The sequence below is a fragment of the Stenotrophomonas sp. YAU14A_MKIMI4_1 genome (assembly GCF_003086855.1).
Classification (GTDB): domain Bacteria; phylum Pseudomonadota; class Gammaproteobacteria; order Xanthomonadales; family Xanthomonadaceae; genus Stenotrophomonas.
In genome coordinates, this window is the sequence record NZ_CP025998.1 from 430,474 (window position 1) to 443,058 (window position 12,585).

The 12,585-nt window shown below is 67.6% G+C and carries 13 protein-coding genes; 6 read left to right on the plus strand and 7 right to left on the minus strand.

Annotation, left to right across the window (positions count from 1 at the left end; translation table 11 throughout):
• Positions 1-64: 64 nt before the first annotated feature.
• A complete protein-coding gene (gene rpsU, locus C1931_RS01890) occupies positions 65-280 on the minus strand; it encodes a 30S ribosomal protein S21 (RefSeq protein ID WP_002808376.1) in 216 nt (71 codons plus the stop codon).
• Between the two features lie 166 nt (positions 281-446).
• On the opposite strand from rpsU, the gene tsaD reads away from it, so the two are divergent.
• Positions 447-1,472, plus strand: a complete 1,026-nt coding sequence (gene tsaD / locus C1931_RS01895; RefSeq protein WP_108751947.1) for a tRNA (adenosine(37)-N6)-threonylcarbamoyltransferase complex transferase subunit TsaD — start codon at positions 447-449, stop codon at positions 1,470-1,472.
• Between the two features lie 65 nt (positions 1,473-1,537).
• Here tsaD and C1931_RS01900 read toward each other — a convergent pair whose 3' ends face one another.
• Positions 1,538-2,191, minus strand: coding sequence for a hypothetical protein (locus tag C1931_RS01900; RefSeq protein WP_108755204.1), 654 nt, complete (start codon positions 2,189-2,191; stop codon positions 1,538-1,540).
• A 353-nt stretch (positions 2,192-2,544) separates the two neighbouring features.
• Between C1931_RS01900 and folB the strand changes: the two genes are divergently transcribed.
• The 4 genes from folB (at position 2,545) to C1931_RS01920 (ending at position 7,218) form a co-directional block, all read left to right on the plus strand.
• Positions 2,545-2,898 carry a dihydroneopterin aldolase gene (folB, locus tag C1931_RS01905; protein ID WP_108751949.1) on the plus strand — a complete coding sequence of 118 codons (354 nt, stop codon included), beginning with the start codon at positions 2,545-2,547 and terminating at the stop codon, positions 2,896-2,898.
• Between the two features lie 64 nt (positions 2,899-2,962).
• On the plus strand, positions 2,963-4,234 hold the full coding sequence (locus C1931_RS01910; protein ID WP_108748255.1) for a mechanosensitive ion channel domain-containing protein: 1,272 nt from the start codon (positions 2,963-2,965) through the stop codon (positions 4,232-4,234).
• Between the two features lie 138 nt (positions 4,235-4,372).
• Positions 4,373-6,547 (plus strand): glycoside hydrolase family 3 N-terminal domain-containing protein, encoded by a 2,175-nt coding sequence (locus tag C1931_RS01915; protein WP_108755205.1) that lies wholly within the window; start codon positions 4,373-4,375, stop codon positions 6,545-6,547.
• 143 nt (positions 6,548-6,690) lie between these two features.
• Positions 6,691-7,218 (plus strand): hypothetical protein, encoded by a 528-nt coding sequence (locus tag C1931_RS01920; RefSeq protein WP_108755206.1) that lies wholly within the window; start codon positions 6,691-6,693, stop codon positions 7,216-7,218.
• 57 nt (positions 7,219-7,275) lie between these two features.
• Here the strand turns inward: C1931_RS01920 and C1931_RS01925 are convergent, their stop codons facing one another.
• On the minus strand, positions 7,276-8,442 hold the full coding sequence (locus C1931_RS01925; protein WP_108755207.1) for a PQQ-dependent sugar dehydrogenase: 1,167 nt from the start codon (positions 8,440-8,442) through the stop codon (positions 7,276-7,278).
• Between the two features lie 166 nt (positions 8,443-8,608).
• On the opposite strand from C1931_RS01925, the gene yiaA reads away from it, so the two are divergent.
• A complete protein-coding gene (gene yiaA / locus C1931_RS01930; protein ID WP_108755208.1) occupies positions 8,609-9,061 on the plus strand; it encodes an inner membrane protein YiaA in 453 nt (150 codons plus the stop codon).
• A 97-nt stretch (positions 9,062-9,158) separates the two neighbouring features.
• Here yiaA and C1931_RS01935 read toward each other — a convergent pair whose 3' ends face one another.
• From C1931_RS01935 to C1931_RS01950, 4 genes are all read right to left on the minus strand, one after another.
• Positions 9,159-9,470 (minus strand): hypothetical protein, encoded by a 312-nt coding sequence (locus tag C1931_RS01935; protein WP_108755209.1) that lies wholly within the window; start codon positions 9,468-9,470, stop codon positions 9,159-9,161.
• Positions 9,471-9,590: 120 nt separating this feature from the next.
• Positions 9,591-10,889 carry an amino acid permease gene (locus tag C1931_RS01940; RefSeq protein ID WP_108755210.1) on the minus strand — a complete coding sequence of 433 codons (1,299 nt, stop codon included), beginning with the start codon at positions 10,887-10,889 and terminating at the stop codon, positions 9,591-9,593.
• On the minus strand, positions 10,886-11,665 hold the full coding sequence (locus C1931_RS01945; RefSeq protein ID WP_108755211.1) for a L,D-transpeptidase family protein: 780 nt from the start codon (positions 11,663-11,665) through the stop codon (positions 10,886-10,888). Before C1931_RS01945 ends, C1931_RS01940 begins: the two co-directional genes overlap by 4 nt.
• Before the next feature lie 13 nt (positions 11,666-11,678).
• On the minus strand, positions 11,679-12,527 hold the full coding sequence (locus C1931_RS01950) for a MurR/RpiR family transcriptional regulator (RefSeq protein ID WP_108755212.1): 849 nt from the start codon (positions 12,525-12,527) through the stop codon (positions 11,679-11,681).
• Positions 12,528-12,585 lie beyond the last annotated feature (58 nt).

The following is a 12,585-nucleotide window of genomic DNA, read 5'->3' on the forward strand; positions in this document are numbered from 1 at the left end:
TCGCGCGTGCCGGCTTCGACTCCACTGCGGAAGGACGAGCCCGCCGCAATGAAGATGCGTCCGATCAGTACAGGCGCTGACGCTTGGTGACGTCGCGCGACGAGCGGCGCAGCTGACGCTTCACAGCAGCGGCGGCCTTGCGCTTGCGCTCCTGGGTCGGCTTTTCGTAGAACTCGCGCTTGCGGGTTTCGGCCAGCACACCGGCCTTTTCGCAAGTGCGCTTGAAGCGGCGAAGAGCAAACTCGAAGGGCTCGTTCTCGCGGACTTTGACGCTGGGCATGGAATCTCCGGGACACAGTAGAACCGGGTCACGCCCGGCGAGCCGCACATTATAGCGGCGAAAAGACAAACTGCAAGCGGCCAACCCTGAATACGGGCCGGTGGTTCGATTGCAGAGGGTTCTGCACAGCCCCCGAGGGACCGGCAGGGGCGTCATAATAGCAGGCATGCGAGTCCTTGGCATCGAATCTTCCTGTGATGAGACCGGCGTGGCGGTGTATGACACCGACCTGGCCGGCAGCGCGGCCCTGCGCGCCCATGCGGTCTACAGCCAGATCGCCCTGCACGCCGAATACGGTGGTGTGGTGCCCGAGCTGGCCAGCCGTGACCACGTGCGCAAGCTGCTGCCGTTGATCCGCCAGACCCTGGGCGAGGCCGGGCTGGGCGTGGACGACATTGACGGGGTGGCCTACACGGCCGGCCCCGGCCTGGTCGGCGCCCTGCTGGTGGGGGCGGGCGTGGCCCGTTCGCTGGCCTGGGCGCTGGAGGTGCCGGCGGTGGGCGTACACCATATGGAAGGCCACCTGCTGGCGCCGTTGATGGAAGACGACCCGCCGCAGGCCCCGTTCGTGGCCCTGCTGGTGTCCGGTGGCCATACCCAGCTGGTGGCGGTGGATGCGATCGGCCAGTACCGCCTGCTGGGCGAAACCCTGGACGACGCGGCCGGCGAGGCCTTCGACAAGACCGCCAAGATGATGGGCCTGCCGTATCCCGGTGGCCCGCAGCTGGCCAGGCTGGCCGAGCAGGGCACGCCCGGCGTGTACCGCTTCGCGCGGCCGATGACCGACCGGCCGGGGCTGGATTTCAGCTTCTCCGGCCTGAAGACCCAGGTCCTGATGGCCTGGCGCGACAGCGACCAGAGCGAGCAGACCCGCGCCGACATTGCCCGTGGCTTCGAAGATGCGGTGGTGGAAACGCTGAGCATCAAGTGCGAGCGCGCACTGGAAGCGGCCGGCACCAACGTGATCGTGGTGGCCGGCGGCGTAGGCGCCAACAAGCGCCTGCGCGCGCGCCTGCAGCAGATGGCCGAACGCCTGGGCGGCCGTGCCTGCTTCCCGCGCCCGGCGCTGTGCACCGACAACGGCGCGATGATCGCCTTCGCCGGCGCGCTGCGGCTGCAGGCCGGGCAGCACAACCCGCCGAAGGTCGAGGTGACCCCGCGCTGGGACATGGCAACCCTGCCGGCGGTCTGAACGACGATTTCCCGGCGGCGTAAACCACGCGCGCCGGCAGCGCCGGGCCACGCCTGGCGGGCACCTTACGGGCGGGCACCCAACGGCGATGCCGCCAATACTGTCGTCGCCCGCTCATGGCGCTGCAGCCAGCCCAAGGTATGCGGGCAGCGCGCATGGATCAGCCGCCCGATCGCGGCCAGGTCGGCACCGATGTCGCGCTCCAGGATGGGTTCGTGGTGGGCGATGCGGTTGCGCAGGTGGCGGATGCGGTCGAGGTCGGCATGGATGGACCGACGCAGGACGGACAGCGGCGCCGACGGTGCGTGTGGCAGCACCAGGCTCATGGTGCCGGCCCAGATCGAATGCTCGAACCGTCGAGCGAACAATTGCTGCCAGAAGCCGAATCGCAGCTTGGCGATGACCTCCGGTACATCCCTGGGAGCTCCGGCGCTGCCGCAGGCATCGCGTAGCGATGCAAGCGCGCCTTCGGCAGGAAGGCTGCGCAGCAGCGCTGGATGCCAAGGCCAGCATCGACCATAGCGATGCGCCAGCGCCGTAGCGGCTGCATTGCGGATCACGACCTCGCAGATGTGCAGCGGTGGCAGGAGAGCAGCACACATCTGCATGTTCCAGGCATAGAGCGTGGCGGGTTCGGCTACGCAACGCGAAGCGATGCGTTCGTAGGTCGACCATCTCTGCCGGGATAGCGCTGCCTGCAGGATCCTGCTTTCCTTCATCAACTCACTCCCAGGGAACGTGGCTTCACATTGACCTTGGGAACGAGGCAGGAACATCAGAAAACGGCATCAGGATCGTCAGTGTTTTTTGTGGATCGGCTCGGTTTTTCACCCTGTCGTCTGCCGTGTCGCATTTGCCAATTGACTGGGCTGGGTGGCACTCCTAACCTTGCGGCGTGTGCTCCGGGACTCGCGGCTGGATTCCAGCTTCCCCTGGGGACGTTGAGAGGTACCAAAGGGCCCCGCTAGCAGGGCCCTTTGTTTTTTCCGCCGCATCCACCGCCACCCCCCGTTCCGGGCAGGCTCACCGCCGTGCCGGTACCATGGCCGTCTGTATTCGGCTGGTAACCGCAATGGACAAGGTTTTCATCGAAGGGCTGACCATCGACGCCCTGATCGGTATCTACGACTGGGAACGGCGCATCCGCCAGGACCTGGTGTTCGATCTGGAGATGGGCTTTGACAACCGTCGCCCGGCTGCCAGCGATGACATCGCCCATACCCTGAACTACAAGGCGGTGAGCAAGCGCCTGGAACAGTTCGTGCGCGAATCGGAGTTCGGTCTGGTGGAAACCCTGGCCGAGCGCTGCGCGCAGATCGTGCTTGACGAGTTCGAGGTGAAGTGGCTGCGGCTGAAACTGAGCAAGCCCGGTGCGGTGCGCGGCGCGCGCGCGGTGGGTGTGATCATCGAGCGTTCGCGCGACTGACGGACGCGGGTTTTTCCGCCGGCCACGCGCCGGCCTGCATGACACAACAACAAGGAGACAACGGATGGTGGACGCGGTGGTGGCGGTACAGTGGCTGGACCAGCTGCAGAACACACTGGAACCCTATCCCGGCGCCTACCTGGCGTTGATGATTTCGGCGCTGCTGGTCGCCGCCGGCCTGGCCAACTGGGTGACCAAGCGCATCCTGCTGCGCGGCCTGCGGCGGCTGATCAGCCGCCTGCCCGGCGCCGATACCGGCCGAGGCAGCCACCTGATGCGGGTCATCGCGCGCCTGTCCAACGTGGTGCCCAGCCAGGTGATCGCCTCGGGCGTGGCCCTGATTCCCGATCTGCCGCCGCGCCTGGTCAGCGGCGTAGTGGCGCTGTGTACCGCCTGGGCGGTGCTGACCCTGGCGCTGGCGGTGTCGCACGCGCTGGACGCGGCCAACGACCTGTACGAGCGCAAGCCCGATGCCCGCAACAAGCCGATCAAGGGCTACCTGCAGGTGGTCAAGATCGTGGTGTTCGTGGCCGCCGGCCTGTCGATCCTGGCCACCCTGCTGGGGGTGAAGCTGGGGCCGCTGGTGACCGGCCTGGGGGCGGCCACCGCGGTGCTGATGCTGATCTTCCAGGACACCATCCTGTCGCTGGTGGCCAGCGTGCAGATCAGTGGCGACGGCCGCGTGCGCATTGGCGACTGGATCGAAATGCCCAGCCAGAACGCCGATGGCGACGTGATCGACATCGCCCTGCACACCATCACCGTGCAGAACTTCGACAAGACCATCACCACCATTCCGACCAAGAAGTTGGTGACCGAATCGTTCAAGAACTGGCGTGGCATGCAGGAAGCCGGTGGCCGCCGGATCAAGCGCGCGCTGTACCTGGACCAGCACAGCGTCGGCTTCCTGGATGACGGCGATCTGCAGTTCCTGGGCCAGTTCGCCCTGCTGGGCGACTACCTGCAGCAGAAGGAACAGGAGCTGGGGCAGTGGAACGGGCGCCTGCGCGAGCAGGGCGTGGCCGATGTGAACAGCCGCCGGGTGACCAACCTGGGCACCTTCCGGGTGTACGTGGAGCGCTACCTGCGCAACCACCCCGGCATCCACCAGGACATGACCCTGCTGGTGCGCCAGCTGCAGCCGACCACCGAAGGCCTGCCACTGGAGCTGTACTGCTTCACCCGCAGCACCGCCTGGGCGGAGTACGAGGCGGTGCAGTCGGACATTTTCGACCACCTGCTGGCCATCCTGCCGGCCTTCGGGCTGCGCGTGTTCCAGGCCTCCAGCGATGCCATGTTGATGGCCGGGCAGCGCCAGCAGGCCGGCTCGGAGTAAGCTGCACCCTCGCGTCCGCACCCGTATGGAACGCCCAGACTGTGGGCGGGCGCACGAAACTGAACGTAGAAACCTCTCGCCAAACCGCCCGGGAACGCTAGAATGCCGGGCTTGTAAACGTTTTCATAAGGACAGCTGGTGGCCTCCGATCGCATCGAATCCCTCATTGCCCAGATGACCGTCGAGGAAAAGGTCGGCCAGCTGGGTGTCTTCGCCGACATGGTGCGTCCGTTCGCGCCGGACGTGAACCCGGAAGCGAACGTGCGCAACGCCGACCAGGTGCTGCAGCAGGTGCGCGAGGGCAAGGTCGGCTCGCTGTTCAATGGCGTGGGCGCCGAACTGGGCCGCCGCATCCAGCAGGTGGCCACCGAGGAAAGCCGCCTGGGCATTCCGGTCATCCTGGCCGCCGACGTGATCCACGGCATGCGCACCGTGTTCCCGATCCCGCTGGGCGAAGCAGCCAGCTTCGAGCCGGACCTGGCCGAGCGCACCGCCCGTGCCACCGCCATCGAGGCCACCGCAGCCGGCCTGCACTGGACCTACGCGCCGGCGGTGGATATCGCCCGCGACCAGCGCTGGGGCCGCGGTGCCGAAGGCGCCGGTGAGGACGTGGTGCTGGGCTGTGCGTTCGCCGCCGCCCGCGTGCGCGGCTTCCAGGGCAGCGACCTGCGCGCCGCCGATTCGCTGCTGGCCACGCCCAAGCATTTCGCCGCCTACGGTGCGGTGATGGCTGGCATGGAATACAACATGGTGGACATCTCGCCGCAGACCCTGCGCGACGTGCACCTGCCGCCCTTCAAGGCCGCCTTCGATGCCGGCGCGATCACCGTGATGTCCTCGTTCAACGACATCAACGGCGTGCCGGCCAGTGCCAACGCCGAACTGCTGACCGACATCCTGCGCGGTGAGTGGAAGTTCCCGGGCGTGGTCATTTCCGATTACACCGCCGACATGGAACTGGTCGCCCACGGCTACGCCGCCGACGACCGCGATGCCACCGCCAAGGCGTTCACCGCCGGCCTGGACCTGAGCATGCAGAGTGGCTTCTACGCCGAACACCTGCCGGGCCTGGTGGAAAGCGGCGAAGTGCCGATGGCCGTGCTGGACGAAGGCGTGCGCCGCATCCTGTGGCTGAAGGAAACCATCGGCCTGTTCGACGACCCGTACCGTTCGCTGGACCCGGCGCGCGAAGCGGACACCGCGCACATCGCCGCCCACGACGCACTGTCGCGCGACGCCGCACGCCGTTCCATCGTGCTGCTGAACAACCGCGACAGCGTGCTGCCGCTGCAGAAGACCGGGCAGAAGATCGCGCTGATCGGCCCGTTCGTGCAGGACCGCGAGAACATCGAAGGCTGCTGGACCCTGTTCGGCGACAAGCAGCGCTACGTGGATCTGGAAACCGGCGTGCGCGCCGCCATCGGCGATGCAGCGCTGCTGGAAATCGTGCCGGGCTGCGAGCTGGAAGCGGCCATTCCGGGCGGCACCGAAGCGGCCGTGGCCGCTGCGCTGCGTGCCGATGTGGTGGTGCTGGCACTGGGCGAACCGCAGCGGTACAGCGGTGAAGCGCAGTCGCGCGTGGAAATCACCCTGCCGCCGGCACAGCAGGCGCTGGCCGAGGCCGTGGCAATGACCGGCAAGCCGCTGGTGGTGCTGCTGCGCAATGGTCGCGCGCTGGCCCTGCAGGGCGCGGTGCGCAATGCGCATGCCGTGGCGGTTACCTGGTACTTGGGCACGCAGACCGGCCATGCCGTGGCCGATGTGCTGTTCGGCGATTACAGCCCGTCCGGCCGCCTGCCGGTCAGCTTCCCGCAGGTGTCCGGCCAGCAGCCGTACTTCTACAACCACCCGCGCACCGGCCGCCCGGAACTGCCGACCATGTCGGAATTCAAGGCGCGCTGGCGCGAGATTCCGAACGAGCCGCTGTACCCGTTCGGCCACGGCATCGGCTACACCACCTTCGCCTACGGCGTGCCGCAGCTCAGCGCCGCGCAGCTGGGCTGGGATGACACCCTCACCGTGACCACCATCCTGACCAACACCGGCCGCGTGGCCGGCGAAGAAGTGGTGCAGCTGTACATCCACGATCGCGTGGCCAGCCGCGTGCGCCCGGTGCGTGAACTGAAGGACTTCCGCAAGGTGGCCCTGCAGCCGGGTGAATCGACCGAGGTGGTGTTCACCCTGACCCGCGAGCAGCTGGCGTTCACCGGCCGCGACGGCGTGCTGCGTGCCGAGCCGGGCCAGTTCGACGTGTGGGTGTGTGCCTCGTCGGCGGCCGGTGAAGCGGTGCAGTTCGAGCTGTTGAAGGGCTGATTTCGCCCTGATCCACGCATGGCGTGGATCTACGGCAAGCGGTAGCGCCGGGCCATGCCCGGCGTTGCCTTGCTCACGATGCACGAACACGCCGGGCGTGGCCCGGCGCTACCATCGGGCTTTCGATCCGATGGAGTCCGCGCATGCGCAAGATTGCTTTCCTGATGCCGGCCCTGCTGCTGGCGGCCTGTTCGCAGCCGCCCGCGCCGGCCGAACCGGCGGCCGACGCACCGCCGCCGATGGACGCTGCGGCCGCGCCCACGCCTGCCGCTGAACCCGCCGCCCCCGCGGTCGCGCCGGCTGAAACCAGCGCCGACGACGCGCGTGCCCGCATCGACAGCGTGCTGGGCGACGCCGCGCAATACGAAAAGGTGTTCAACGCGTTCAAGACTGCCGTGGTCGGCGGCGACCGTGCGGCCGTGGTGGAGGAAGTGCGCTTTCCGCTCAATGTTGCCGGCGGCAGGAAGATCACCGGCCCGGGTGAATTCCAGCGCAACTACGAAACCATCATCACCCCGGCGGTGGTCAAGGCCGTGTCCGAACAGGATTTCGGCAAGGTCTTCGTGAACCAGCAGGGCGTGATGATCGGCGATGGCCAGGTCTGGTTGAACGGCACGTGCCTGGATGCGGCGTGCACGCGCAGCGAAGTGAAGGTCATCACCATCCAGTAAGTGGAAAACGAAACGGCCCCGCATGCGGGGCCGTTCCAGCTGCGCATTGCCGGGTGATCAGGCCTTCGGCGTGAGCTTCAGCAGGCGTGCCTTGCTGCCATCTTCCAGCAGCCACAGCGCACCGTCCGGGCCCTGTTCCACTTCGCGGATGCGCTCACCCATGTTGAAGCGTTCGGCCTCGCGGGCGCTGTCGCCGTCGAAGGCCACGCGCACCAGCGAGGTGGACGACAGGCCGCCGATGAAGGCGCTGCCCTTCCACTGCGGGAACAGCGCGCCGTTGTAGAAGATCAGCCCAGCCGGGGAAATCACCGGGTTCCAGGTGACCTTCGGCGCGGCAAATTCCGGGCGCGTGTCGTGGTCGGGAATCGGGCGGCCATCGTAGTGGTCGCCGTTGGACACGATGGGATAGCCGTAGTTGGAGCCGCGCTGGATCAGGTTCAGCTCGTCACCGCCGGCCGGGCCCATTTCCTGCGCCCACAGCTTGCCGTTGCCATCGAAGGCGATGCCCAGGATGTTGCGATGGCCCAGCGACCAGACCTGCGCCGCCACGCCGCCCTGCGATGCAAAGGGATTGTCGGCCGGCAGCGTGCCGTCGTCGTTCAGGCGCACGATCTTGCCCAGGTTGCTGCCCATGTCCTGCGCCGGATCGAACTTCTGTCGCTCGCTGGAACCGATCCACAGCTTGCCATCGGGGCCGAACGCCAGGCGGTGGCCGTAGTGGCCCTGACCGCTGACCTTCGGCGTCTGCCGCCAGATGACCTGCAGATCCTTCAGCTCGCCACCGCCCTGCGCGTCCAGTGCCAGGGTGGCACGGGCCACGGCCGCGCCGCGCGTGTCCAGCGTGCCTTCTTCGGCATAACTGACGTAAACGACATTGTTGCGGGCGAAATCCGGATGCAGGATCACATCGCCGAAGCCACCCTGGCCGCCATAGGCCACCTTCGGCACGCCGCGGATCTCATGCTTGGCGCCGCTGGCGATATCGAAGTGCTGCAGCTTGCCGCGCTTTTCGGTCACCAGCAGGCTGCCGTCGGGCAGGAAGGTCATGGCCCAGGGCTGGTCGAAGCGGCTGATTTCGGTGGCGGTGAACGGGCGCTCGCCAGTGCTGGCCGGCGCTGCGGCGGCTGCGGAGGTGGCTGCCGTGTCCGGGCCGGCGGCGCTGCAGGCAGTGGTGGCAAGGATCGGCAACAGGCCGAGGGCGAGCAGCAGGGGCGTGCGGGTCATGGGTATCTCCAACGGGGATGCGGATGGCCAGGCTCTGTGTTGTATACCACCGTGGGGGTGACGGTCGTGGCCCGAAGGTCCTGCTGCCCCCTGTGCGGCGCTTCGCCAATGGTCTAGGGTGGCCGTGCCCGGGCAATGCATGCCCGCCAGTCTGCAAGGATCTGCAATGCACACCCCCGTTACCGCACGACCGTCCCCCGCCTTCATCGCCGCCTCGTGGGTGGCCCTGCTGCTGGGGGCGGTGGCCTACCTGATCGGCCTGTTCAACGCACAGATGGCGCTGAACGAAAAAGGCTACTACCTGACCCTGCTGCTGTTCGGCCTGTTCGCCGCCGTTTCCCTGCAGAAGAGCGTGCGCGACCGGGTGGAAGGCATCCCGGTGAGCGGGCTGTACTACGCGCTGTGCTGGTTTGCGCTGCTGTCGGCGCTGCTGCTGTTGCTGGTGGGCTTGTGGAACGCCACCCTGGCGCTGAGCGAGAAGGGCTTCTATGGAATGGCCTTCGCGCTGTCGCTGTTTGGTGCGGTGGCGGTGCAGAAGAACACCCGCGACCTGATCGCCGCAGGTGCGGGTGACGCACCGCGGGGAACGGCGATTCCGCCGCTGCCGGAACAGGACTGAGGCGTCCGCGGCCGAGCCGGGCATTGCTCGGCTCGGTTCGTGGGCGTAGCCATGCATGGCGTGGCTCTACTAGGACACAGCCACGCATGGCGTGGCGCTACTTGATGCTGGGCGATTCTTCCCAGCCACGGCGCACGGCGTTGCGCGCCTGCGCCCATTCCAGCCGGCTCTTGCCGCGTTCCTGCGCCCAGCGGCCTTCCAGCTCGCGCTCGACGTCCTCGTAGGCGCGGATGATGTCCTGCGCACGCGCGGAATGGCCCAGCTGATACGCCGGTTCATAGTCGTCGAAGTAGAGGCTTTCGTCGTAGTACGGCTCGGCCGTGTAGCGGTCGCGCCAATAGTCGGAAACGGCCTGGCGCGGGGTGCTGTCTTCCGGCACGCGGCCGGGAATCTGGTAGTCGGGGCTCATCGCTTGGGCTCCGTGGTGGACGAAGCCTGATCGTGCCCGGGCCGCGGTTAACAGCCCGGGCCGGTTGCGTGAAGGGCAGGTATCCCCACGGTAGCGCCGGGCGATGCCCGGCGGCCCCGATCACGCGATGTCGGTCTTGCGCGGCAGCTTGTAGATCACCGCGCCGATGGCGAAGGCGATCAGCGCGGCGGCGATGTTCTGCCAGCTTGCGCTGATGAACAGGGCCAGGCACAGCAGCAGTGCCAGCACCGGAATCAGCGGGCCACCGGGCAGCTTCAACGCACCGGGCCGGTCGGCAAAGCGCTTGGCCAGCACCAGCACTGCCGCCGCCGTGCCGATATAGGCAAACAGGCGCGTGGTCATCGACAGCAGGGCCAGCTGTACGAACGAACCGGACAGCGCCAGGCCCAGCGCGATCACGCCCTGGCACAGGATGGCGGCGGCCGGCGTGCGGAAGCGCGGATGCACCTGCGCCAGCACCTTCGGCCCGTAGCCATCGCGGGCCAGGGCGAACAGGAAGCGCGGGCCCATCATCATGGTGTTGCTGTTGGTGCCCAGGATGGAAATGGTGGCGCCCACGGTCAGGATCAGGGCCAGCGCCTCGCCACCGAAGCCGGCGGCGGCATCGGCCAGCGGCGTGGCCGAACTGGCCAGGCCGGCCAGGGTGCCCTGCGCGACCAGCTGCACCGCACCGTAGATCACGGTGACGGTGACGATCATGGTGATCAGCGCGAAGGGAATATCGCGGCGTGGGTTGCGGTATTCACCGGCGGCGGCCGGAATGTTCTCGAACCCGGCATAGGCGTACAGCAGCAGCAGGGCGGCTTCGCCCATGCGTTGCAGGTCGTGCGGATCCGGGCGCTGGCCGGAGAAGGCCAGCTGTGGATCGATGTAGAACGCGCCGATGGCCACGAACAGCAGCAGCGGCAGCATCTTGCCGATCACCAGCACGATGCCGGTGCGCGCGGCCGAGCGCACGCCGATGATGTTCACCCCGGTCAGGAAGCCCAGCGACAGCACGATGACCGCAAGCCGGCCGACGCCGGCACCGGCCCAGGGCCAGAAGCGCGCCACGGCATCGGCCAGCGCATTGCTGAGTGCGGCGGCGGAACTGATGCGGGTCAGCCAGATCATCCAGCCGATCTCGAAACCGGCGAAACGGCCGAAGGCTTCGCGCGCGTACAGGTAACTGCCACCGGGTTCATCGAAGTAGCTGGCGGCCTGCGCGTAGCACAGCACCAGCAGGGCCACCACGATGCCGGCGGCGACCACGCCCCACAGGCTGAAGGGGCCGAGCAGGGCGACCGTGGCCGCCGGCAGCAGGTAGATGCCGCTGCCGATCACATCGTTGATCGACAGCCCGACGATCTGCCAGCGGCTGACCGCGCGCTGCAGCTGCGGTTCGTCCTGTGCGCTCAACGCAGTGCCCCCGTCAATGCGGGCAGTTGCCAGCGGTCCTGGTAATGCAGGTATTGCGCGCGCGGCAGCAGCACGAAGCGTGGCTGCGCGTCATCTTTCAGCCAGGCCAGCAGGGTGCGCATGTGCGCGGCGGTCATGGCGGTGCAGCCGGCGGTGGCTTCGGCGGGCTGGCGCCACAGATGGGCGAAGATGCAGCTGCCGCGGCCGGGTTCGTTGCCGGCGTTGTGGGCAATGATGAAGCCCTGTTGATAGCGCACGTCGCCCTTGTTGTGCAGGTCCAGCCGCATCGGCTCGGTGGAATCCTTCACCGCCTCGGCACCCACCTCGCGCGCGTCCACCACCTGGTTGTAGTACGGCGATGCCGGTACATCCATGCAGTAACTGCTTTGCTGCATCGGCAGATAGGTCAGCCCGGTGCTGGCCTTGGCAGCGTAGCCGAAGGCACTGCCGATGGCGAAGACACCGGCCGGGCTGCGGCCATCGCCTTCCTGTTTCTGCGGTCCATCCATCGGCGCGGCGGCCAGGCCCAGGCCCCAGGCGCTGCCCTTGCGCCCGATCGCCACGTCGAATGCCGGGCCCTGCGGCTGCCAACCCTTGGCGCCGCGCGTGTAGGCCTGCAGCTTGCCCTGCGTGGCATCCCAGTCGTCAGTCACCACCACCACCAGCTGGTTGCTGTGTGCCAGGGGCGGCGGCAGCGGGCTGAGGGCGGCGGCGGGCAACTGCGGCAGCAGGATCAACAGACCCACGCTGACGGCACGACGGAACAAGCGGTTCATGCGGGTACTCCGGTCAGGAATCCAACAGGTGGTCGATCCGCTCCAGGTTCACCGCCAGCTGGCGCTGGCGATCCGGATTGGCATGGCACAGCAGCACGAACAGGAAATCCAGCAGCGCGTGCATGGCACTACGGTACAGCAGCTGCGCCACCTGCGGCGCGCGGTCGTGCGCGCAGACCACCAGCGACGCGGCGGCGTGCGCGCGCAGCGGGTTGGCGGTATGGCGGGTGATCGAGACGACCTTGCCGCCCATGTCCTGGAACTGCCGCGACAGGTGCGAAAGCTGCGGCAGGTGGCCGAATTCGGAAAACACCAGCAGCACATCGCCGGGCCGCGCGGCGGACAGGTTGGCCAGCAGCAGCACCGGGTCGGTGTGGGGCACCACCAGCAGGCCCAGCAGCGAAAGGCGCATGGCGAATTCGCGTGCGTACAGGCCGTCGTCGCCCAGCCCGTACACGAACAGCTTGGGCGCGCCATCGAGCATCTGCACGATGCGTTCGATTTCCTCGCGTGGATTGGCTGCGCGGGTTTCTTCCTCGGCCTGCGCCTTGCTGCGCTGCAGGGCGTCGTCCAGCCGCTGGTAGTCGTCGCCGCCCTCGGGCTCATGCGGGGCCTGCGGCGCGGCGCTGCCGGCGCGGGCCACGTCCTGGCCGATGGAATACTTCAGGTCCGGGTAGCCCTTGAAGCCCAGCTTCTGGCTGAACTTCACCACGCTGGACTGGCTGATGCCCAGCGCGCTGGCCAGCTGCTGCGAGGAGTAATCGCGCAGCAGGTGGGCGTTGTCCAGGATGAAATCGGCGATGCGGCGTTCGATGGCCGACATCTGCCCACGCTCGGCGCGGATTTTCAGCAGGGGCGGCATGGGGGGCGTCCGGGGGTTATCAAAGGCGTTGCGGTGGGTCGCGGAGAGCGGGTCATGT

Excerpts from the sequence above, each read along its gene's own strand:
- C1931_RS01910 (WP_108748255.1), top strand. The coding sequence starts at position 2,963 with ATGGTGGACGCGGTGGTGGCGGTACAGTGGCTGGACCAGCTGCAGAAC.
- yiaA (WP_108755208.1), top strand. The coding sequence starts at position 8,609 with ATGCACACCCCCGTTACCGCACGACCGTCCCCCGCCTTCATCGCCGCC.
- C1931_RS01935 (WP_108755209.1), bottom strand. The coding sequence starts at position 9,470 with ATGAGCCCCGACTACCAGATTCCCGGCCGCGTGCCGGAAGACAGCACC.
- C1931_RS01900 (WP_108755204.1), bottom strand. The coding sequence starts at position 2,191 with ATGAAGGAAAGCAGGATCCTGCAGGCAGCGCTATCCCGGCAGAGATGG.
- C1931_RS01945 (WP_108755211.1), bottom strand. The coding sequence starts at position 11,665 with ATGAACCGCTTGTTCCGTCGTGCCGTCAGCGTGGGTCTGTTGATCCTG.
- C1931_RS01925 (WP_108755207.1), bottom strand. The coding sequence starts at position 8,442 with ATGACCCGCACGCCCCTGCTGCTCGCCCTCGGCCTGTTGCCGATCCTT.
- C1931_RS01920 (WP_108755206.1), top strand. The coding sequence starts at position 6,691 with ATGCGCAAGATTGCTTTCCTGATGCCGGCCCTGCTGCTGGCGGCCTGT.
- C1931_RS01950 (WP_108755212.1), bottom strand. The coding sequence starts at position 12,527 with ATGCCGCCCCTGCTGAAAATCCGCGCCGAGCGTGGGCAGATGTCGGCC.
- tsaD (WP_108751947.1), top strand. The coding sequence starts at position 447 with ATGCGAGTCCTTGGCATCGAATCTTCCTGTGATGAGACCGGCGTGGCG.
- rpsU (WP_002808376.1), bottom strand. The coding sequence starts at position 280 with ATGCCCAGCGTCAAAGTCCGCGAGAACGAGCCCTTCGAGTTTGCTCTT.
- folB (WP_108751949.1), top strand. The coding sequence starts at position 2,545 with ATGGACAAGGTTTTCATCGAAGGGCTGACCATCGACGCCCTGATCGGT.